The organism is Stenotrophomonas sp. NY11291 (assembly GCF_023277365.1).
Taxonomy (GTDB): domain Bacteria; phylum Pseudomonadota; class Gammaproteobacteria; order Xanthomonadales; family Xanthomonadaceae; genus Stenotrophomonas; species Stenotrophomonas geniculata.
Genome location: NZ_CP096975.1, coordinates 290104 through 309914, shown reverse-complemented (window position 1 = coordinate 309914; position 19811 = coordinate 290104). Strand labels below are relative to the sequence as shown.

23 protein-coding genes and 1 tRNA gene are annotated in these 19811 nt (G+C 66.3%); 8 read left to right on the top strand and 16 right to left on the bottom strand.

What is annotated here, in order from left to right:
* Positions 1-12 precede the first annotated feature (12 nt).
* The gene (locus tag M1L61_RS01390) at positions 13-309 is read right to left on the bottom strand and encodes a hypothetical protein (protein ID WP_248854220.1); all 297 of its coding nucleotides are present in this window, start codon (positions 307-309) and stop codon (positions 13-15) included.
* A 204-nt stretch (positions 310-513) separates the two neighbouring features.
* Positions 514-1809, bottom strand: coding sequence for a tryptophan--tRNA ligase (locus M1L61_RS01385; protein WP_248854219.1), 1296 nt, complete (start codon positions 1807-1809; stop codon positions 514-516).
* 108 nt (positions 1810-1917) lie between these two features.
* On the opposite strand from M1L61_RS01385, the gene M1L61_RS01380 reads away from it, so the two are divergent.
* Positions 1918-2718 carry a hypothetical protein gene (locus M1L61_RS01380; protein ID WP_248854218.1) on the top strand — a complete coding sequence of 267 codons (801 nt, stop codon included), beginning with the start codon at positions 1918-1920 and terminating at the stop codon, positions 2716-2718.
* A gap of 73 nt (positions 2719-2791) precedes the next feature.
* Here the strand turns inward: M1L61_RS01380 and M1L61_RS01375 are convergent, their stop codons facing one another.
* From M1L61_RS01375 to M1L61_RS01360, 4 genes are all read right to left on the bottom strand, one after another.
* Complete coding sequence (locus M1L61_RS01375) at positions 2792-3013, bottom strand: CsbD family protein (RefSeq protein ID WP_004137109.1); 222 nt, start codon at positions 3011-3013, stop codon at positions 2792-2794.
* 202 nt (positions 3014-3215) lie between these two features.
* On the bottom strand, positions 3216-3353 hold the full coding sequence (locus M1L61_RS01370; RefSeq protein WP_008266021.1) for an entericidin A/B family lipoprotein: 138 nt from the start codon (positions 3351-3353) through the stop codon (positions 3216-3218).
* Positions 3354-3515: 162 nt separating this feature from the next.
* Positions 3516-4436: an arginase gene (rocF, locus tag M1L61_RS01365; protein ID WP_248854217.1), complete on the bottom strand. Its 921-nt coding sequence runs from the start codon at positions 4434-4436 to the stop codon at positions 3516-3518.
* Positions 4437-4572: 136 nt separating this feature from the next.
* A complete protein-coding gene (locus tag M1L61_RS01360; RefSeq protein ID WP_248854216.1) occupies positions 4573-5337 on the bottom strand; it encodes a DUF3011 domain-containing protein in 765 nt (254 codons plus the stop codon).
* A 594-nt stretch (positions 5338-5931) separates the two neighbouring features.
* Between M1L61_RS01360 and M1L61_RS01355 the strand changes: the two genes are divergently transcribed.
* The 3 genes from M1L61_RS01355 to M1L61_RS01345 all read left to right on the top strand — a co-directional run bounded on the left by M1L61_RS01355 (position 5932) and on the right by M1L61_RS01345 (position 7666).
* Positions 5932-6339: a hypothetical protein gene (locus tag M1L61_RS01355; RefSeq protein WP_191850476.1), complete on the top strand. Its 408-nt coding sequence runs from the start codon at positions 5932-5934 to the stop codon at positions 6337-6339.
* Between the two features lie 80 nt (positions 6340-6419).
* A complete protein-coding gene (locus M1L61_RS01350; RefSeq protein WP_049410078.1) occupies positions 6420-6743 on the top strand; it encodes a hypothetical protein in 324 nt (107 codons plus the stop codon).
* Positions 6744-6880: 137 nt separating this feature from the next.
* Positions 6881-7666 (top strand): hypothetical protein, encoded by a 786-nt coding sequence (locus M1L61_RS01345; RefSeq protein ID WP_248854215.1) that lies wholly within the window; start codon positions 6881-6883, stop codon positions 7664-7666.
* 111 nt (positions 7667-7777) lie between these two features.
* Here the strand turns inward: M1L61_RS01345 and M1L61_RS01340 are convergent.
* From M1L61_RS01340 to birA, 4 genes are all read right to left on the bottom strand, one after another.
* Positions 7778-7853: transfer RNA gene (locus M1L61_RS01340), tRNA-Thr, on the bottom strand.
* A gap of 40 nt (positions 7854-7893) precedes the next feature.
* Positions 7894-8742 carry an SPOR domain-containing protein gene (locus tag M1L61_RS01335; protein ID WP_248854214.1) on the bottom strand — a complete coding sequence of 283 codons (849 nt, stop codon included), beginning with the start codon at positions 8740-8742 and terminating at the stop codon, positions 7894-7896.
* Positions 8743-8751: 9 nt separating this feature from the next.
* The gene (locus tag M1L61_RS01330) at positions 8752-9483 is read right to left on the bottom strand and encodes a type III pantothenate kinase (protein ID WP_010486989.1); all 732 of its coding nucleotides are present in this window, start codon (positions 9481-9483) and stop codon (positions 8752-8754) included.
* A complete protein-coding gene (gene birA, locus M1L61_RS01325) occupies positions 9480-10448 on the bottom strand; it encodes a bifunctional biotin--[acetyl-CoA-carboxylase] ligase/biotin operon repressor BirA (RefSeq protein WP_049409962.1) in 969 nt (322 codons plus the stop codon). The genes M1L61_RS01330 and birA overlap by 4 nt, the downstream gene beginning before the upstream one ends.
* Before the next feature lie 143 nt (positions 10449-10591).
* Between birA and M1L61_RS01320 the strand changes: the two genes are divergently transcribed.
* Together M1L61_RS01320 and M1L61_RS01315 are read left to right on the top strand one after the other, a co-directional pair.
* Complete coding sequence (locus M1L61_RS01320) at positions 10592-10870, top strand: hypothetical protein (RefSeq protein ID WP_010486993.1); 279 nt, start codon at positions 10592-10594, stop codon at positions 10868-10870.
* The gene (locus M1L61_RS01315) at positions 10837-11625 is read left to right on the top strand and encodes a M90 family metallopeptidase (RefSeq protein ID WP_029380115.1); all 789 of its coding nucleotides are present in this window, start codon (positions 10837-10839) and stop codon (positions 11623-11625) included. The genes M1L61_RS01320 and M1L61_RS01315 overlap by 34 nt, the downstream gene beginning before the upstream one ends.
* Before the next feature lie 84 nt (positions 11626-11709).
* Here the strand turns inward: M1L61_RS01315 and M1L61_RS01310 are convergent, their stop codons facing one another.
* The 6 genes from M1L61_RS01310 to M1L61_RS01285 form a co-directional block, all read right to left on the bottom strand.
* The gene (locus M1L61_RS01310) at positions 11710-13134 is read right to left on the bottom strand and encodes a sensor histidine kinase (protein ID WP_248854213.1); all 1425 of its coding nucleotides are present in this window, start codon (positions 13132-13134) and stop codon (positions 11710-11712) included.
* Positions 13135-13159: 25 nt separating this feature from the next.
* Positions 13160-13843 (bottom strand): response regulator transcription factor, encoded by a 684-nt coding sequence (locus tag M1L61_RS01305; protein ID WP_004136763.1) that lies wholly within the window; start codon positions 13841-13843, stop codon positions 13160-13162.
* Between the two features lie 73 nt (positions 13844-13916).
* Positions 13917-14291: a hypothetical protein gene (locus tag M1L61_RS01300; RefSeq protein ID WP_010487000.1), complete on the bottom strand. Its 375-nt coding sequence runs from the start codon at positions 14289-14291 to the stop codon at positions 13917-13919.
* 212 nt (positions 14292-14503) lie between these two features.
* Positions 14504-15508: a tRNA dihydrouridine(20/20a) synthase DusA gene (gene dusA, locus M1L61_RS01295; protein ID WP_248854212.1), complete on the bottom strand. Its 1005-nt coding sequence runs from the start codon at positions 15506-15508 to the stop codon at positions 14504-14506.
* Positions 15509-15741: 233 nt separating this feature from the next.
* On the bottom strand, positions 15742-16380 hold the full coding sequence (locus tag M1L61_RS01290) for a DUF6338 family protein (protein ID WP_248854211.1): 639 nt from the start codon (positions 16378-16380) through the stop codon (positions 15742-15744).
* A 144-nt stretch (positions 16381-16524) separates the two neighbouring features.
* Complete coding sequence (locus M1L61_RS01285; protein WP_248854210.1) at positions 16525-17988, bottom strand: SulP family inorganic anion transporter; 1464 nt, start codon at positions 17986-17988, stop codon at positions 16525-16527.
* A 209-nt stretch (positions 17989-18197) separates the two neighbouring features.
* Between M1L61_RS01285 and M1L61_RS01280 the strand changes: the two genes are divergently transcribed.
* Both M1L61_RS01280 and M1L61_RS01275 read left to right on the top strand, forming a co-directional pair.
* Positions 18198-19178, top strand: coding sequence for a cation transporter (locus M1L61_RS01280; RefSeq protein ID WP_071306312.1), 981 nt, complete (start codon positions 18198-18200; stop codon positions 19176-19178).
* A 111-nt stretch (positions 19179-19289) separates the two neighbouring features.
* Positions 19290-19715 (top strand): organic hydroperoxide resistance protein, encoded by a 426-nt coding sequence (locus M1L61_RS01275; protein ID WP_004153735.1) that lies wholly within the window; start codon positions 19290-19292, stop codon positions 19713-19715.
* Positions 19716-19811 lie beyond the last annotated feature (96 nt).

Sequence of the window (19811 nt, the reverse complement as noted above, 5' to 3'; positions counted from 1 at the left end):
CGCTGGCCGGCACTACCGGTCCAACCAGCGTGGCCGCAGCAGCAACGCCAGCACCAGCACCGCCAGGAACGCGCCGTAGGCATACAGCACCGCCAGCACCTGTGGCCAGATGGGTCCGGCGCCGGGCTGCACCACGCCGATGCGGTAGCCCCACAGCATCGACACGATGCTCAGGGCGAAGGCCAGCGCCAGGGTGGTGCTGTCGAACAGGCGCCGCCGCGGGGTACGCGGCTGGCGCGGGAACAGCCAGTACAGGCTGCCCAGCAGCAGGAACCAGGGCAGGAACAGCAGCAGCGACAACCAGGCCATCGCAGACTCCATGTCATCGCGCCGGAGGCGCGCGGACATCATGCCACGGGCGCTGTGCCACGGTCGTGCCGGCGGAGTGCTTCCCTGTAGAGCCGAGCCCATGCTCGGCTGCTTTGCAGCCCAGCCGAGCATGGGCTCGGCTCTACAGAGGCGGAGCAAAGTCGAGCATGGCTCGACTCTACAAAGGGCAGGCAGGCCCGGCGATCAGGTCCCTTCGCGCAGCACGGCCAGCGCGGCCAGCACGGCGTCCACTTCGGCTTCCAGCTTGAACAGTTCGCTCTGCAGCTGGTCGCCCTGCTCGGCCTGCTTGATCACCGCGATCAGCTGGCCGGCATCACGCGGCGAATCGAAGCCTTCGCTCTGGATCAGCAGCGTGCCGTCACCGGCGGTCAGCTTGAAGTAGAAGCGGCCGTCCTTCTCGCGGTACTGCTTGAACAGCGGCGGTGCCACGCGGGCCACGCCGGCATCCTCGCTGGCGATGTCGCCGGCGCTGGACAGGTCACGCAGGCCCACCGCGTGGCGCAGCTCTTCCAGCAGCGGTACCGCCAGCTGCTCGCGCAGCTGCTGGCCACGGCGCTTGAGCAACGCTTCGATTTTCTCCGGCTCGGCCATCAGCGCGTTGTAGCGCTCGCGCAGCGGCGACAGCTCGCTGTCGATGCGCTCGAACAGCTGCTGCTTGGCATCACCCCAGCTGATGCCGGCGGCGAACGCCTTGGCGAATTCGGCGGTCTGTTCCGGGGTGGCGAAGGCCTGGTACATCTGGAACAGCGCCGAGCCCTCGGTGTCCTTCGGCTCGCCCGGTGCGCGCGAGTCAGTCAGGATCGAGAACACCAGCTTCTTCAGCTCCTCGCGCGGCACGAACAGCGGAATGGTGTTGTGGTAGCTCTTGCTCATCTTGCGGCCATCCAGGCCCGCCAGCGTCGCCACCTGCTCGTCGATCACCACGTCCGGCAGCGGGAAATACTCCTTGCCGTACACGTGGTTGAAGCGCTGGGCGAAATCGCGCGCCATCTCGATGTGCTGGATCTGGTCACGGCCCACCGGTACCTGGTTGGCCTTGAAGATCAGGATGTCGGCAGCCATCAGCACCGGGTACATGAACAGGCCGGCGCTGACGCCTGCATCCTCGTCCACGCCTTCCTCGCGGTTCTTGTCCACCGCCGCCTTGTAGGCGTGCGCGCGGTTGAGGATGCCCTTGCTGGCGATGGCGGTCAGGAACCACATAAGCTCGGTGGTCTCGCGGATGTCGCTCTGGCGGTAGAACCACACGTGTTCCGGGTCCAGGCCGCAGGCCAGCCAGCTGGCCGCGATCTCCAGGGTCGCGCGCTGGGTGCGCTGCGGGTCCTGGGACTTGATCAGGCTGTGCAGGTCGGCCAGGAAGAAGAAGCTCTCGATCCCCGGCGCGCGGCTGGCCGCGATGGCCGGACGGATGGCGCCAACGTAGTTGCCCAGGTGGGGCGTGCCGGAGGGGGTGATGCCGGTAAGGACTCGGGTCGTCATGACTGCGTGGGGTAACCTTCGATGAACGGGGCCAGTTTACCTTGCACGCCACCAACCCCGTCAGGGCCCGCGGCGCGTTCATTCACGCAACCCCGCTGGAGATGCCCGATGAAACGCCTGCTGCCCCTGCTGCTGATCCTGCCCCTGGCCGGCTTCCGCCCGGCTCCCATGCCGCCGCCGGTGTACGAGGGCGGCCCCGTGCGCATGTCCCTGGTCGACCGCGACCGCGGTACCGAATTGCGCAGCTACCCTGCCGAGGGCCAGCGCTGGGTGGCCGGCGAGCGCGGCCACCGCTACGCCGTGCGCCTGTACAACGACAGCCCGCGCCGGGTGCTGGTGGTGCTGTCGGTGGACGGCGTCAACGCCATCTCCGGCGAGGATGCCGATCCCTCGCAGACCGGCTACGTGCTCAACCCCGGCCAGCGCGCCGACATCACCGGCTGGCGCAAGAGCCAGGACGAAGTGGCGCAGTTCGTGTTCAGCAGCCCCAGCGGCAGCTATGCCAGCCGCACCGGCCGCCCGGACAACATCGGCGTGGTGGGCGTGGCCGTGTTCGAGGAAGCGCGCCGCTGGCGCCCCGAACCGATCCTGCGCCGTGGCCTGCCGCTGCCGGCCCCGGCCGCGCAAGCCGAGGCTGCCGCTGATGCCAGTGCCAGCCGCATCGAGGGCTATGCCAGCAAGTCGCAGGCCCCTGCGCTGGGCACCGGCCACGGCGCTCGCGAACAGTCGTCGGTACGCGATACCAACTTCGAACGCGCCAGCCGCAGCCCCGCCCAAGTCCTGCAGCTGCGCTACGACAGCGCCCGCAACCTGCGCGCACGCGGCATCCTGGTGGATTCACCCTCGCGCCTGCCGCGCGAGCCCCAGGCCTTCCCCAACCGCTACGTGCCGGACCCGCCGGCGCGCTGATCCTCCCGCCCAGACAACACAACGCCCGCAACCTCTCGGTGCGGGCGTTGTGTTGTGAGGGAAACCGAAGCGCTTACTTGTAGTCCGGGTAGTCCTTGCTGACGCTGTCCTGGAACTCACGGACTTCCTTCTCGGCGCGGTCCTTGGCCCAGCCATAACGTTCCTGCAGGCGACCGGCCAGATACTCGGCATTGCCCTCGGCCACATCGAAATCGTCGTTGGTCAGATCGCCCCACTTGGCCTGGGCCTTGCCCTTCAGCTGCGACCACTTGCCGGAAATGATGTCTTTGTTCATTGCTGGGAATCCTTGGCTGCAACGGCGTTCTTACCGTGGCTCCAGCTTCGCGCAGCAGCTGTTGGGTACCGGTCAACCGACCATGAAAACACTGCTCACTTGCTTGAATGGTTCACTACGCTTCGACATCACGCAGTGAAAAGCACGCACAAAAAAGGCCGGGGATGTCCCCGGCCCTTTCTCTTTCCGTTTCGTGCAGGGCTCAACGGCCCTTGGCGGTGTCTTCAACCTTTTCGCCCGCCTTCTGCACATCCTTGCCGGCACCGGCAATGGTGTTGCAACCGGCCAGCAGGGCCACCGAGAACATCGACAACAGCATCAGGGCAACTACGCGCTTCATGGGCTTCTCCTTGGGTTCGCCGCTATACCGCTTCATTCGCGGATGGGATTCTTTCGCTCGGCGGGAGGGCACCAATGCCCACTGCCGCCGCGTGAAGTGCAATCTGGCGGCAGGGGCGTGGAGCGGGTGTGAACGGTTCGGCAATCCGTTCAGCAGGGGCGGTCAGCCGCGCATCAGGGTGGACTTGCCGAACAGGCTTTCCACCAGGTCCACGGCCAGTTCGGCGGTGGCATTCTGCTTGTCCAGCAAGGGGTTGAGCTCAACGATGTCCAGCGACCCCATGCGCCCGGTGTCGGCGATCATTTCCATCACCAGCTGAGCCTCACGGTAGTTCACCCCGCCCGGCACGGTGGTGCCCACGCCCGGTGCGATGCTGGGGTCGAGGAAGTCCACATCGAAGCTGACATGCAGGTGGGTGTTCTCGTCGATACCGGCCAGCGCCGCCTCCACGGTGCGCTTCATGCCGTTCTCGTCGATGTAGCGCATGTCATAGACATCCACCTTGTGGGTCTTGATCAGGCGCTTTTCTTCCGGGTCCACCGAGCGGATACCGATCTGGTGCATCTGCGACGGGGTGATCGCCGGTGCGCTGCCGCCGAGGTGGGTCAACGCGTCCGGGCCGAGGCCGCACAGGCAGGCCACCGGCATGCCGTGGATGTTGCCCGAGGGGGTGACATCGCTGGTGTTGAAATCGGAATGCGCATCCAGCCACAGCACGCGCAGGGTCTTGCCCTGCTCGCGGCACCAGCGCGCCACCGCAGTGATCGAACCGATGCCCAGGCAGTGGTCGCCACCGAGCATGATCGGCATGCGGCCGGCCTGCAGTTCGGCGTAGCTGGCTTCCATCAGCGCGTGGTTCCACGCCACCACTTCATCCAGGTGGCGATAGCCTTCCACCGGCGCGGTCCACGGGTTGCGCGGGCCATCCAGGTTGCCCAGGTCGCGCACGTCCACGCCACGCGCTTCCAGCGCCTCCGGCAGGCCCGCCACGCGCAGCGCCTCCGGCCCCAGCCGTGCACCGCGATGGCCCGCACCGACATCGGTGGGAACGCCGATCAGGGATACGGAAATGGGATGGGCCATGGGTGCCTCCTGCGGTGCGGAAAAAGAAGCACAGTCTAGCCAGAGCTGTGTGACACCACTCGCGGCGGTGCAGCAGGGCAGGCGACCGCACTGCCCTCCGTGATGCTCCCCTTCAGCAGCGGTGCCTGTACTGCCGTCAGCGTCGGCGCAGTGGCGCCAGGCTCTGCACTTCGCCGTTGTTGCGCATCATGCACAGGAAACGACCATCGGGATAATCGATGATGAGTTCCTGGTAATCGCTGCCCACCGGCATCTGGGTCACCAGCGTGCCTTGCGCACCCTTGCGCATATTGCAGGAACCCAGCGCGGTATCCCCCGGCGGAGCGCTGTTGGCCGCCTTGGACGCATTGCGGAAGACCGCACGGCAGCCACCATTCACCCACACCGAATGCCGCGACAGGCCCCAGTTCTGGCCTTGTTCGCAGCGGGTGTGGCTGAGCTGGCGCACGATTTCCACGTTGCCACGGGTATCCATGTCGCACGACACCTGCTGCTGGCCGGTGGATTCGCAGGTGACTTCGCGCGGCAGCGCCGCGTCGTTGTCGTCATCGTGGCGACGGTGGTCGCGATGTTCAGACGGTACGGGCGTTCCACTGGCACTGACCTGGCAGATGCCATTGGCGCCGCCTCGGCCGGTATAGCTGATCTGCGGCGTGCCGTCCTCGTTGCTGCTGATCGACAGCGTGATGCCGCTGTTGGCATCGCGTGCTTCGGAATAGCGGTCGTTGAAGCGTTTCACCGTGGCCTCGCGGCCCTGCACGTAGACCGGACCGCCTTCGTCGGCGTGCACGTCGATGCCGCCTGGGCAGCTGGCGTTGAAGAACGGTACCGCAGCCATGGCCGGGGCCACGCAGGTGGTGGACAAAAGTGCGACGGTGAGCGACAGGGCATGGCGACGCATGTGCGGATCCCGAAGGGGCCCAGGGTGGGCGTGTGGCGGCAGTATGCGGTGGGGCGTTGCGGGCTGTCCGTGAGGAATATCAAGATCCAGGCGGCGCGCATGGGGATTCATGTCTGATAGGGTGTTCTGGAAGCCCTGCCGGGGAAGTTAAGCCGGCTTTACTTTCTGGGCCTTAAAGGGCCGTGCGACAGCAATGACGCACCAGAATTCGTCGTTGGTTGCAGTCCTGCGCGATATGTCGCTTCTGGCATTGCCATGGTCGAAACGGGCCAATTGCGATAATTCATTTTCCCTTTCAGATCACCCGATGCCATCGAAACAAACGACTGGCAGGCGGTGATTTCACGTGCGCATGATGAATCGCCACCTGCAAAGGTGGTCGGGACTTCCAAGCCTGTGTTGTCAACGATGTATACGCTTGCCAGCCGGCGTCGTCCTCCCAAGTACGGCGCCGGCTGGCAATCCGTTCGCCGATCGACGGCGGGCGGTGCGTGGGGGCCTCGTGCCCGCCGATTCGTTGACCCGGTCTTGGAAGCCACGCATCGCCCGCCACCCTCTTCGGGTGGCGCCTCTGTTCCCGACGAGGATGCCCGCATGCCCAAGACTCATCACCCGTACCTGACTGCCACCCTGGGCGAGGCGGCCCTGCGCCTGCCGCCCGAACTGGCGCAGCCGTTGGAGGCCGCTTTCGCTGCCGCCAACGAGGCCCCTGCGCCGATCAACCTGCCCGGCTGCCTGCAGCGCATCCAGGCCGGTGACGCCGCCGATGGACAGCCGTGGCCGGGACCGGCAGGCACACCTGGCGACGTCGTGGCTGCCGCACGCAGGGAGCGCGCCGCAGTGGGCCTGGTGTCGCTGCTGGAGCTGTACCACGCCGCAGAGCGCGTGCGCGTGGACGGGGAAGAGAAAGACGATATCGGCGATGGCACGCGCGAAGGGCTGATATTGGCCTGTCGGGGGCTGGCGGAGTATGTAGCGTTGCAGGTGGGTAGGGCTCAATAATGCGGAACATTGAGATCCCCGTTGCACAGGTTCACAACGTCACTGCCGTGGCTATCGAATCGAGCAGACCCGCTTCTGGAATGAGCACACCTTATCCAAACCTGAAACCTGTTCTCGTTGAGCTACGGCTGGACGAAGTGGATTCGCGCGGCTGCGCTGTTGCCGAGTTGATCGCCTCCACCGCGCGCCCCATGGCGCTCTCCATGAGTCCCCGACTCACGTGGTACAGCTTCGTCTTGAACGACAGAACCATGACCCGGATCCGTCCCGGCACTCGGACGAACTGCACGATCTCATTCATCAACCATGACGGTGCGAAGGAGGCATTCCCCTATGGCACATTGGCTGCCTTCGGAGATGGATCGTCGACAAGAGGGTTGATCCGCATCATCCGGTTTGATTGAACCTGTTCGCGCCAGACTACCGGGAGTTCGAAAGACGGGATTGTGTCAACCACCCCTCGCCGCACGTGTGCATGGAGATGTAGTAAACAACGGGAGATGTGGCTGCACCTTGAGCACCCGCACCTTTGGGAGAAGCGATGAAAGGAGTCGTACTCGCCGCATTCGCCGCCTCCATCCTGGCAGGCTGCGCCGCAACAATTGGATTGCCACAAGGCATCCCTCCGGATGGCTACACCGAGCTGGTGTCCACGCCTCTCGGTCCATTCCGTTACTTCCGGTCCCTCTCCATTGTTCCAGGGCGCAAGGACCTGCCCGCTCTGGAATCGTTTCACTGCACCAACACCCAGCACGAAATCCTGCTCTTGATGGCTGCAGGATCACCGGTTGACGTTGCCGATACCTGCATGCGCATTGATGCAGCAGCGAAATTCTCCGAATCATGGATAGAAGCAAAGGCGAACAGATACCGGATCCTTCTCGCGCCAACGGATACCGCGGCGACGATACAGTCGCGTACTTTGGGATCGTTTTCGGGCGGGAAGACATTGGCACTTGCGGCTTCGATACATGACGATCGTGGACGGACGGTTGCGAACCTTGTCGATCTGGTCGCACACGAGACATTCCATGCGCTAGGTCATGCCACAAGGCACCCTCAGGCGCTTGATGAACGCATCGCCTACTACGCCGGACTCTGCGCACAGCTTCAGGTAAATGGCGTTGTTCGAGAGGATTCGCTACCTGGAGCCGCCATCGGCACGGACGACGCTGCAGTGCAGCTGTCTTCGCAAGCAGCCTATCGTGTCCGTCTCGAGACCTATCCCCTTCTCGCCGATGGCCGCATTCAAATGAATGAGCAATCTGGCGAAGGTATGCTCCAGCGTTGCAGCCAACTCAGAAGGGGTCTTACGAGGTCGCGTTGAACATGCCTCCAGACCCACATTATTTCCAGAACAGCAGCGCACAAAAAAACCCGCCATTGCAGCGGGTTGATTGTTCTCCGTGGACATGTGCGGATGCCAAGGGATCGAAGATGGTGCCGCTTATCCGAATCGAACGGATGACCTACTGTTTACAAGACAGTTGCTCTACCAACTGAGCTAAAGCGGCATGGGTGGTGCACCCGCGGCAGTGCCGCGGTCCGGGGATTCTAGCGCAACCTTGCGCATTCCAGCGACCGGCTCTGTGCCGCGCCGCTGCGCTGCTGGGCCTGGGCCGGCTGCGTACCCGCGGCCAGCTGCCCTTCCAGCCACCATTGGCCGGCGTCGCCGCTGGCCACCAGGCGCGGCTGGAAGCCGGCGGCCTGCACGGCGGCCATGCGTCGCTCGGCGCCTTCGCGGTTGCGGTACTGGCCCAGCGCCACGGCGTTGATGTCCTCGCCCTGGCTGATGATGTAGTAGTCGCTCAGGCCGGCGGCGACGATGCGCTTCACCGTGGCCTGGGCTTCTTCGCGGTTGGCGGCGGCCGGCAGCATCACCCGGAAACGGGCGCTGCCACTGGCAACGGGCTGTTCGCGCAGGCGTACCTGACTGATGAAGCTGCCGGCCTTGCCCTGTGCACTGGTCGCGGCAGCGCGGTCGGCGAACGGGCCCAACGCCACGCAGCGCGCCGGTTCGGCAGCCACGGGCTGGGTTGCGGGTTTTTCCGGTGCCGGTACGGGTGCAGGCGGTGTTGCCGGCTTGGCTGCGGCCGCAACCGGCGTAGCCTCAGCCACCTGTGGCTTGGCAATCTCCGGCTTGGCCGGGGCGGCGGGCGCCGGCGTGGCAGCCACAGCCGTCTTCTCCACCGGCTCGCGCTCCGTCAACGGCGCGGTCGGGGCGGCAGCGGTGGCCTCGGCAGCCGCAGCGGCATCCACACCACCGGGCACCCAGCGCAGCTCGGCCACGCCAGCGGGTTGCGGCGGCGGCGCAGGCTTCTGCGGTGCATCGCGCAGCAGCCACCAGCAGGCGACGCCAAGATTGAGGATGGCCAGCACGACGATCAGGGCACGGGTCAGCATGCGCGGATACTAGCCTGCGGGCTGGTGCACCGCCCAGCGGGCGAGGCCATCCAGCACCAGCGAGGGGTGGTAGTCGGCGCCGGGCAGCAATGGCATCAGCGCCGGTGCGCCGCCACCATGCACCAGCAGCGAGGGCGCAACACCCAGCAGCGTCTGCGCCTGCTGTGCGCTGCGTTCGATCAGTGCCACCGCCGCACCATCGCAACCGGAAGCCAGCGCATCGGCGGTATCGTTGGCGAACTCGCTGTAGTCACCACCGGTAGCCGGCAGCTGTACGGCACGGGCGTGCAGTGCTTCGCGCATGGTGGTGGGCGATGCGGAAATGCGGCCACCGTGGTGCTGGCCATTGGCGTCGAGCAGATCAATCGTCAGTGCGGTGCCCACACCGACCACCAGCACCGGGCGCTGCGCCTTGGCCGCGGCCAGCAGGGCCAGGAAGCGGTCGACGCCGAACTTCTCCGGCTTGGCATAGGCAATGCGCACACCGGCGCATTCGGCGCTGGTGCGCACCACGTGCACGTGCTCGAAGCGACGCTGCAGCTGGTCCAGCATGGCGCTGGTCAGCGACGGTGCGGCCACGCTGGCCACGAACGCGGTGGTGCCGCTGGGCAGACTGTGCGGCGGCTGCCCGGCCATGCCTTCGGCGCCATGCGCCCAGGCCTGCACGTCACCGGCACGGTCACCCTGCAACGGCGCGAACTTGAACCGCGAGTTGCCGAGGTCGAACAACCAATCGCTCATGCCGCCCTCACGCTGACTTCGCCGGCGTGCAGCAGGCGCTCGCGGCCATCGATGCGCACGCGCAAGGCGCCGTCATCGGCCAGGCCGAGCGCGGTGCCATGCTGCCACTGCCCTTCCAGTTCCACCCGTACTTCGCGGCCGGCCAGCATGTCGAACGCGGCGTAGCGCGGCAGGAACGGAGCGAGACCTTCGCGATCGAACTCTTCCAGCGCCGGCAGCAGGCGCGTCAACACGGCCGCAACGACCACGTTGCGGTCCACCGGCTTGCCAGCCAGCGTGTCCAGATCCACCCACGGCTGGGTGATCTGCTCGGCGAACGACGGCGGCATGTGCGTGTTGATGCCGATGCCGATCACCGCGCGCGCCGGGCCGGCGTATTCGCCACCGCCTTCTGCGAGCAGGCCGACCAGCTTGCGCTTGCCATCAACGATCAGGTCATTCGGCCACTTCAGCTGCGCCTGGGTGTAGCCCAGGTCGTGCAGCGCTTCGGCCACGGCGATGCCGGCCACCAGGCTCAGCCCGGCCAGGCGGCCGAGGCCGCCGGAGAACAGGCGCAGCACCGACAGGTAGATATGCGCGGCCAGCGGCGACGCCCACGTACGGCCGCGACGGCCGCGGCCGCCGGTCTGGCGTTCGGCCAGCAGGACGCTCACCCCGCGCAGGGGCGCGCTGCAACGCAGCAATTCTGCGTTGGTGGAGTCCACTGTCCAGGCCACCTGCAGGTCGTGCAGCAGGGCCTGAACGTGGGCGGGCAGGCCGGCGCGGATCGCGGCCGGGTCCAGCAGGTCGACCGGGCGGGTCAGGCCATAGCCCTCGCCAGCGCGGCCCTCGATGTCCACACCGGCAGCCCTAAGTCCTTGAATACGCTTCCAAATGGCCGCCCGGGTCTGACCCAGCTCACGGGCCAGGGCGTCGCCGGACAGGCGACCGGCAGCGAGTTTGGCCAGCAATTGGCGATCGTCCACGGCAGCTTCCACGAAGTCAGAAAGGAATTATGCGGGAAAGCCGCCAGCGACGCCCGCCACCGGTGGGCCGCAGGGGCTTCCAACCGGGTGCCGGGTTCGGGCTAGAATCGGGAACTCACCCTCCCTTAACGTGGATGTCGTCAATGCGCCGTTATGCCCATTGCCTGATCCTGCTGACGATGCCCTTCGCGGCGTCTGCGACAGCAGCGCTGGACGACAGCCGTGGGGCATGCGTGTCCTCCAATGGCGATGCCGCCTCGCAGCGCGCGCCCACCGCCAGCGCATCGGCTGCCAGCACCAAGGCGGCACCTGTACGCCCGGCTGCCAGCACCACCACCGGCGGCGGTGGCAGCGACGACGACATGCTGCCGCGCATCCGCGCGCCGAAGTGGCACAGCTACCTGCCGGGAATGTTCCGCTGATCAAGTCGTTGCTGCAGTGGCTGCGGCCTGCACCGCGGCCGATTGACGATGCACTTTGGGAAGACGCCTGCCAACGCGCGGCGTGGCTGCACGGCCTGGATGACGGGCGTCGTGGGCGACTGCGCCTGCTGGCCACGCGCTTCCTGCACGAGAAGACCATTACCCCGATCGGCGATCTGCAGCTGCAGGCCGGCGATGGCGTGCTGCTGGCCGCGCTGTGCTGCCTGCCGCTGCTGGAGTTCGGCGAAGTGGGACTGGAAGGCTGGTCGCAGCTGATCGTCTACCCCGACGCGTTCCGCGTGCACCGCAGCCACATGGATGCGGCCGGCGTACTGCACGAGTGGGATGACGAACTGATCGGCGAATCGTGGGACAGCGGTCCGTTGATCCTGTCCTGGGCCGATGTGCAGGCCGACCTGTCGGCGCCGCACGAGGGCTACTGCGTGGCGGTGCACGAGATGGTGCACAAGCTGGATGCGCTGGATGGCGCGATGGACGGCACGCCGCCGCTGCCGCGGCAATGGCAGCGCGAATGGGCGGCTACGTTCCAGCAGGCTTACGATGCCTTCTGTGCGCAGGTAGACGCGGGTGTGGAAACGCTGATCGATCCGTACGCGGCCGAAGCGCCGGAAGAGTTCTTCGCGGTAGCGAGCGAGTATCACTTCTCGGCGCCGGATCTGCTGCAGCAGGCATTGCCGGAGGTGGCCGCGCAGCTGCGGCGGTTCTATGGCGAGCCGCCGACGATGGTCGGCTGATTCACTACCGCAGCTTATGTAGAGCCGAGCCATGCTCGGCTGCATTTTGCGGAGCAATCGAGCATGGCTCGACTCTCCACAAGGCTACGGCCCCGGCGGCAGGCGCACTTCGAAACGGGCGCCGCCCAGTTCCTCGGAGCGGCCCACAGTCAGTTCGCCGCGGTAATCCTTGATCAGGTCCTGCACGATCGACAGGCCGATGCCGTGGCCCTGCACGCGCTCGTCGCCACGCACGCCACGCTGCAGCACCTTGCCGATGTCGTCCGGGGCAATACCCGGGCCATCGTCGTCCACCGCCAACAGCAGGCCGGCGCGACGCGCGTTCGGTGCCGGCAGCGGCTGCGCGGTCAGCAACACGCGGCGGTTGGCCCACTTGAAGGCGTTTTCCAGCAGGTTGCCGAGCAGTTCCTGCAGGTCGCCCGGTTCGCCGTGGAAGCGCGCGGCCGGGTCGATGTCGAATTCGCACAGCACGCCCTTGGAGGCATAGACCTTTTCCAGGCCACGCACGATCTCCTCGGCGTTGGATTCAATCGGCAGCGGCGCGGAGAACAGCTTGTGGCCCGACGACGCAGCACGTGCCAGCTGGTACGAGACCAGGTTGTTCATGCGCTGCAGCTGCACGTCCAGCTCCTCGCGCAGGGCGCCGTCCCCGGCGCCGCTGTCCATCTGCGTGCGCAGCACGGCGATGGGCGTCTTCAGGCTGTGCGCCAGGTCGGCCAGGGTGTTGCGCTGGCGCTCCAGGTTCTCGCGCTCGCTTTCAATGAAGGCGTTGATGCTGTCGGTCAGCGGTTCCAGCTCACGTGGGTGGCGCTCGCTCATGCGCTCGGTCTCGCCGCGCTGCACCTTGGTCAGCTCGGTGATCACGCGGCGCAGTGGGCGCAGGCTCCACTGCAGGATAACGGTCTGCAGCAGCAGCAGGATCAGGCCGATGCCGCCCAGGTAGAACCAGACCCGGCTGCGGAACACGCGCAGCTGCGCACCCAGCGCGCGCGAGTCTTCCATCACGTAGATGGTGTACGGAAACTCGGTGGCAGGGTCGGCGTCGGCGTCCCACACCAGGCCCAGGCCATAGCGGTACACCGAGCCCTGGCTGCCGTCGATCTGGATCATCGGCAGTGGGCCTTCGAACACTTCCTGGCGCGGCGCGAGCAGGCCACCGCCCGCGGTGGGCAGCATCGGACCTTCGGCGGACATCGAATTGCCCTTGCCGTGCGGCATCACCACCTGCAGGTACAGGCCACTGCCCGGCACGTCGAAGCGCGAATCCGGCGGCTGCTCGCGGATGTACAGCGAGCGGTCGCGGGTGAAGTCGATGCCGGCCCCGTAGGCGGTGGCGTAGTTCTTCAGGCGCTCACGCAGGTTCGCCTTCGCCGTATCGGCGAAGGCGGCGTCGAGCGCGTAACCGGCCAGCGCCAGGAACGCGACCAGGCCCACGGACGCGGCGAACATCTGGCGCGCCTGCAGGGAGCGCGGCCGCCAGCGTCGGAAGAACCACAGACGGCCGGACATCGTGCTATCGCCAGGGTGAGCCGGCTCAGCCCTCGTTGCGCGGGATCGCGAAACGGTAACCGCGGCCGCGCACGGTCTCGATCGGCTTCAGTTCGCCATCCGGGTCCAGCTTCTTGCGCAGGCGGCCGATGAAGACCTCCAGCACGTTCGAGTCGCGGTCGAAGTCCTGCTGGTAGATGTGCTCGGTGAGGTCGGCCTTGGAGACCAGTTCACCGGCGTGCATCATCAGGTACTCCAGCACCTTGTACTCGTAGCTGGTGAGGTCGACATTGCTGCCGGCCACGCTGACGGTCTGCGCAGCCAGGTCCAGGGCAACCGGGCCGCATTCCAGCGTCGGCTTGCTCCAGCCAGCGGCGCGGCGCAGCAGCGCGTTGACGCGGGCCAGCAGCTCTTCGACGTGGAACGGCTTGACCAGGTAGTCGTCGGCGCCCTGCTTCAGGCCCTCGACCTTGTCCTGCCAGCTCGAACGCGCGGTCAGGATCAGCACCGGGAATTTCTTGCCTTCGTCACGCAGGGCCTTGATCAGCTCCATGCCCGACATCTTGGGCAGGCCAAGGTCGATGATGCCGACATCGAACGGAACTTCGCGCCCCATGTAGAGGCCTTCCTCGCCGTCCTGCGCAGCATCGACGGCAAAGCCTTCGCGCTTGAGCCGGGCTGCCAGGGTCTCACGCAGCGGGGCTTCGTCTTCGACCAGAAGGATACGCATGAACTCTCCCTAGTGTCCTGGGTGTGGCCCGGAGGCCTGTGGGGTACGGGTTGATAGCGACAACTATCCCTGTTCAGGGGTTATCGCCGCGTAGTGATGACATATCCGACCGCGGCGTGCGCGGCTGTGAACGCGACGGGGCGGGGTCGTCCATGTAGCGGACCCGGCCCCGATCGTCCATGTACTTCACCCGGTTGATATCACGACCATCGAACGGCACGCGCTCGGCGCCGAGGATGTGGCCGCCGGTGGTGCGCTGCACGCGGCGCACGGCATCGGACAGCGACCGCTCGTCGCCACGGTTGCCACGCTCGCCCCGCTCCATCATCTCCGCCCGCGCCTGCTCGCCACGCGGCGGCTGTTGCGCCAGCGCCGAAGACAGCGGCACAGCCGACAGCACCACGCAGGTGGCCAGGGCAATGCGGCGATGGAAGGGAGCGGAAGACATCGATGCGATCCTAGCCGAGCACGGCGATTCGTTCAAAAGTCGTAAATCCGGCGCCGGGTTCGAAACCCAGCGTTTTACAAATCTTTTGCAAATTCTTGGTTTACAGCGGTGAATCCGGTCTGAACTTTTCCGGCCCTGCGCCCGCGTTGTTCAGCTAAGTGAACATTCGGGACGAATCGACGTCCCTTGTCAAGCCAGGAATGTGACTGCGGTCACGCTGCGGCCCGATCAGCTTCGCGTTCGGTGACCGCCAGGGCCTGTTCGATCAGGCTCCAGCCGGCGCCCGGGCGATGTGCGCCCTCGCTCAGCACCTGGCGGAATGCGCGACCACCGGGCTGGCCGTGGAACAGGCCGAGCAGGTGGCGAGTAATGTGCTTCAGCGCCAGGCCTTCGCCCAGCCGCGCCTCGATGTAGGGGCGCATCGCGCGCAGCAGGTCACCACGGGCCTGCAGCGGGGCGCCGGTGTGCAGCGCCTCCAGCTGATGCAGCAGGTAGGGGTCGTGGTAGGCCGCGCGGCCCAGCATCACGCCATCGACGTGCGCGGCCTGCGCCTGTACCGCCTCGATGCTGGCCAGGCCACCGTTGATCACCACCGGCAGTGCCGGGCGCTCCAGCTTCAGGCGGTAGGCCCAGTCGTACTTCAGCGGCGGAACCTCGCGGTTCTCCTTCGGCGACAGGCCCTTCAGCCACGCGTTGCGCGCATGCACCACCACCATCGCCGCACCGGCGGCAACCTGGCGGTCGACGAAGCTGGCAAACACGTCGTAGTCGTTGTCCTCATCCACGCCCAGGCGGCACTTCACCGTCACCGGGATATCAACCGCGTCGACCATGGCCGCCACACACTCGGCCACCAGCACCGGCTCGCGCATCAGGCAGGCACCAAAACGCCCGGCCTGCACGCGGTCGGACGGGCAACCGCAGTTGAGGTTGACCTCGTCATAGCCCCACTCGGCAGCGATGCGTGCGGCCTGCGCCAGCAGGGCCGGGTCACTGCCACCCAGCTGCAGCGCCAGCGGCTGTTCGCTGCGATCGAAGCCGAGCAGGCGCTCGCGATCGCCGTGGATGACCGCGTTGGCGTGCACCATTTCCGTGTACAGGCGCGCACCCGGCGCCAGCACGCGATGGAACACGCGGCAATGGCGGTCCGTCCAGTCCATCATCGGGGCAACGGACAGGCACAGGGAATCGGCGTAACGGGCGGTGGGGGACGTCATCGGGGCGTTGATCGTGGAGACTGGCATTGCCAGTGAGATCAATAGTTTACACCGCCCGGCTGAATGCGCCCGGTCAGTCGCGCGGCAAGCGCCGGTTGGGCCCGCTTCCGGCTGGCGGCCGGGGTGGGCTGGGCGGTGGCAGCGGACGCTTCCTGCCCTCGGGGAGCTTGGGGTTTGCGTTCTCCATGGATACGACCAGCTGGTCCAGTGGTGGGTTGGAACCCTTCCTCAACTTAGCCATTGTCTGTCTCCTGGAGAATCTCGACCCATTGCACATCCACCGCGTGAATCAGTATGCCATCGAGCTGCGGAAGCTCCACCACGGCGGGGTTTGCCACCGGATCCGCACCTTCATCTGGCGGATCCGCATCCACGAGCCAGGCCGGCATCTGCATGTAGAACTGTCCCGCAGCCGGGCTGATCGGCCACTCCTTGGGGTAGCCGGTCAGTCGACGGCCATCCTTCAGCTGCAGCACCACGAAGGCAGGACGCGTACCCAGTACGCAGTACCACTCGCTCGGGTGGGATGTCCTCGTGGTGAAGCCTGCACGACGGAGAACCCTGTGGAGGGAATCCTTGTTCGCAGCGAGGGCCAGTCCCGCTCCCAGCAGTACTGCGAGGAAAAAACCCCAGAGCAAGCTGCTGGACTCCGTCCAGGTTCCCAGCACAAAGCAGCGCCCGGCCAGTAGCAGCACCACTTCCGTGAACGTGACCAGCGCCTGGACCGCGAAGGTGAACACCAACGCTTCCACGGTCCTTTCGAACTGCGGTGGCTTGGGGTGTGAAGTCAGCCCGTAGAACACCCAGGCTGCCAGGAAGCCCGGCAGCAGATAGGTCAGCAGCGTGGTGGCGTTGTTGAACAGCGTATCCATTCCGGAAGAAGTACTCCGTCGTGAGGATCACAACGGAACACGATCACGGCGATTCTTCCACCCTGGGCAGGGTTCACGGGCCACAGATGCAGCAACCGCAACAGCAGCCATGAAGTCGCAGTGATGCAGTCGCAGCCTATAGCGTCAATGTGCGCTGCCAGCAGCGCCTTTGCCACCCACCTGTTCGATGAGGGTCTGGCTGGCTGCATTGAGCCCCACCACCGTCACCTCCGCACCGTGCGCGGCCAGCTTTTCCTGCGCCCGCTCCAGCGCGGCCACAGCAGTCAGATCCCACAGGTGGGCATCGCACAGGTCAATCTGCACCTTCGGCGCCACGTACTGGTAATCAAACGCCGCGCCCAGCTGGCCGGCTGAAGCAAAGAACACCTGCCCACGCACCCGGTAGACCTGCGTATCACCAGCATCGTCGCGCTGCACATCCAACATGCGGCCCACCTTGCGCGCAAAGAACAGCGCCGACAGCAGCACGCCACTGAGCACGCCCTTGGCCAGATCGTGGGTAGCCACGGTGACCACCACGGTCAGCAGCATCACCGCAGACGAGCTACGCGGATGCGTGCGCAGGTCGCGCAGCGAGCGCCAGCTGAAGGTGCCGATGCTGACCATGATCATCACCGCCACCAGCGCAGCCATCGGGATCTGCCGCACCAGGTCGCCGCCGTACACCACCAATGCCAGCAGCAGCACGCCCGCCACCAGGCAGGACAGGCGGCCACGGCCACCGGAGGTCACGTTGATGATCGACTGGCCGATCATCGCGCAGCCAGCCATGCCGCCGAGGAAGCCGGTGACCGTGTTCGCCACGCCCTGGCCGACGCATTCGCGGTTGCGTTCGCTGGGCGTCTCGGTGATGTCCTCGACAATCTGCAGGGTCATCATCGATTCGAGCAGGCCGACCACGGCCAGCGTGGCCGACACCGGCAACAGGATGCGCAGCGTTTCCCAGGTGAGCGGCACATCGGGAATGAGGAAGTGTGGAAGGCTGTCTGGCAGCTGGCCCATGTCGCCGACGCTGCGCACGTCGATGCCGAAGCCGATCACCACGGCGGTGAGCACCACGATCGCGACCAGCGGCGAGGGTACGGCGCGGGTGATACGCGGCAGCAGGTAGATGATCGCCAGCGCGGCGGCGCACAGCACGTAGACCGTAGGGCCGCGGCCAATCAGTTCCGGCATCTGCGCGAGGAAGATCAGGATCGCCAGCGCGTTGACGAAGCCGGTGATGACCGAGCGCGAGACGAAGCGCATCAGCGAGCCGAGCTTGAACACGCCCGCGAGCACCTGCAGCAGGCCGGCCAGGATGCTGGCGGCGAACAGGTACTGCAGGCCGTGGTCCTTGACCAGGTCGACCATCACCAGCGCCATCGCACCGGTGGCGGTGGAGATCATTCCGGGGCGGCCGCCGGCGATGGCGGTGATGACGGCAATGGAGAACGCGGCATACAGGCCGACCTTGGGGTCGACGCCGGCGATGAGCGAGAAAGCGATGGCCTCGGGAATCAGGGCCAGGGCGACGACGATGCCGGACAGCAGGTCGCCACGGAGGTTGCCGAGCCATTGCTGGCGCAGGGGATAGGACGTTTGCATGGGAGAACTCCGCACGCACGGGCATGGGGCCACGTGGCGCTGCAGTGGAAAGACACGGTTTCCTGAGCCGGGCGGGCCGGCTGCCGATGGGCGGCAAGGGTCAGGGTGGCGTGATCACTGCAGGCGGGCGTCGGTGCGTTGGGAGGGGCGCAGTCTACGGGAAGCGGCCGCACGAAGGTAGCGCGAACGGCCGCGAAAGGCCGCGGGGCATGGCGCCGCTCTACAATCGGGGCATGGCTACTGATCGCCCGCAGTTCTTCGACCCCGCCACCGAACAAGGCGTGCTGCGCCTGTCGATCGCCGCTTCGCTGCTGCTGGCCGCGGCGGCGGTGGTGTTCGGCCTGCTGGCCAATTCGTCATTGATCATCTTCGACGGCATCTACGGCCTGATCGACGTGGTGATGACCTGGCTGTCGCTGCTGGTGGCACGGCTGATCGCGCTGTCCACCCAGACCGACGCGCTGCAATCGCGGCTCAATCAGCGCTTCACCATGGGCTTCTGGCACCTGGAGCCGATCGTGCTGGGGGTCAGCGGCACGCTGATGATCGGTGCGGCACTGTATGCCCTGGTCAATGCGGTGGATGCACTGATGTCCGGGGGCCGCCACATTGCGCTGGGCCCGGCCATTGCCTTCGCCGGGCTGTCGATCGTGGGCGAAGGCGCGTTGGCCTGGTTCATCCTGCGCGCCAACCGCCGCATCGGCTCGGAGTTCATTGCGCTGGACGCGAAGAACTGGGTGATCGCAGCCAGCATGTCGGCCTGCTATCTGCTGGCCTTCCTCGGCGGTGTGCTGGTGCAGGGCACCTCGCTGGCCTGGGTCGGCCCATACATCGACCCCGCCATCCTCGCCTTCGTCTGCGTGCTGGTGATGATCGCCCCGCTCGGTACCGTGCGCCGGGCACTGGCCGGCATCCTGCTGGTCACCCCGCCGGAGCTGCAGGCGCACGTGGATGCGGTGGCGCGCGACATCGTCGCCAAGCACGGCTTCGTCGAGCACCGCAGCTACGTGGCCCAAGTGGGGCGAGGCGAGCAGATCGAGCTGTTCTTCGTGGTGCCGGAAAACGACCCACCGCGGCCGCTGGTGGAATGGGACCAGCTGCGTGATGAGATCGGCGATGCGCTGGGCGAGGCTTCGCCGGACCGCTGGTTGACGATCATGTTCACCACCGACCGTGAGTGGACGATCTAGGCCCGCAGGACGATAGATCAAGTTTTTCGTACGCATTGCAACCCAACGTACGCGAAAACCGGGCAAAGTAGGCTCCAACGCAACACCCACCCACCGACCAGGAGCATCACGATGTCCATCGAAAAGGTTCTGTACACCGCCCAGGCCACCTCCACCGGCGGCCGTGAAGGCCGTTCCGTCTCCTCCGACAACGTGCTGGACATCCAGCTGTCGACCCCGCGCGAGCTGGGCGGCGCCGGCGGTCCGGGCACCAACCCGGAACAGCTGTTCGCGGCTGGCTATTCGGCCTGCTTCCTGGGCGCACTGAAGTTCGTGGCCGGCCAGGCCAAGGTCGCGCTGCCGGCCGACACCACCGTGACCGGCAAGGTCGGCATCGGCCAGATCCCGACCGGCTTCGGCATCGAAGCCGAGCTGACCATCAACGTGCCGGGCGTGCCGCGCGAGCAGGTGGAAGAGCTGGTGCAGAAGGCGCACATCGTGTGCCCGTATTCCAACGCCACCCGCGGCAACATCGACGTGACGCTGATCGTTGCCTGATGCGGTGCTGCCGGCCAGCGGCCGGCACTACCAACATGAAAGGCAAAAAAATGGGCGGATGCCGGTCGAAACCGGGCATCCGCCCATCCCACCTCG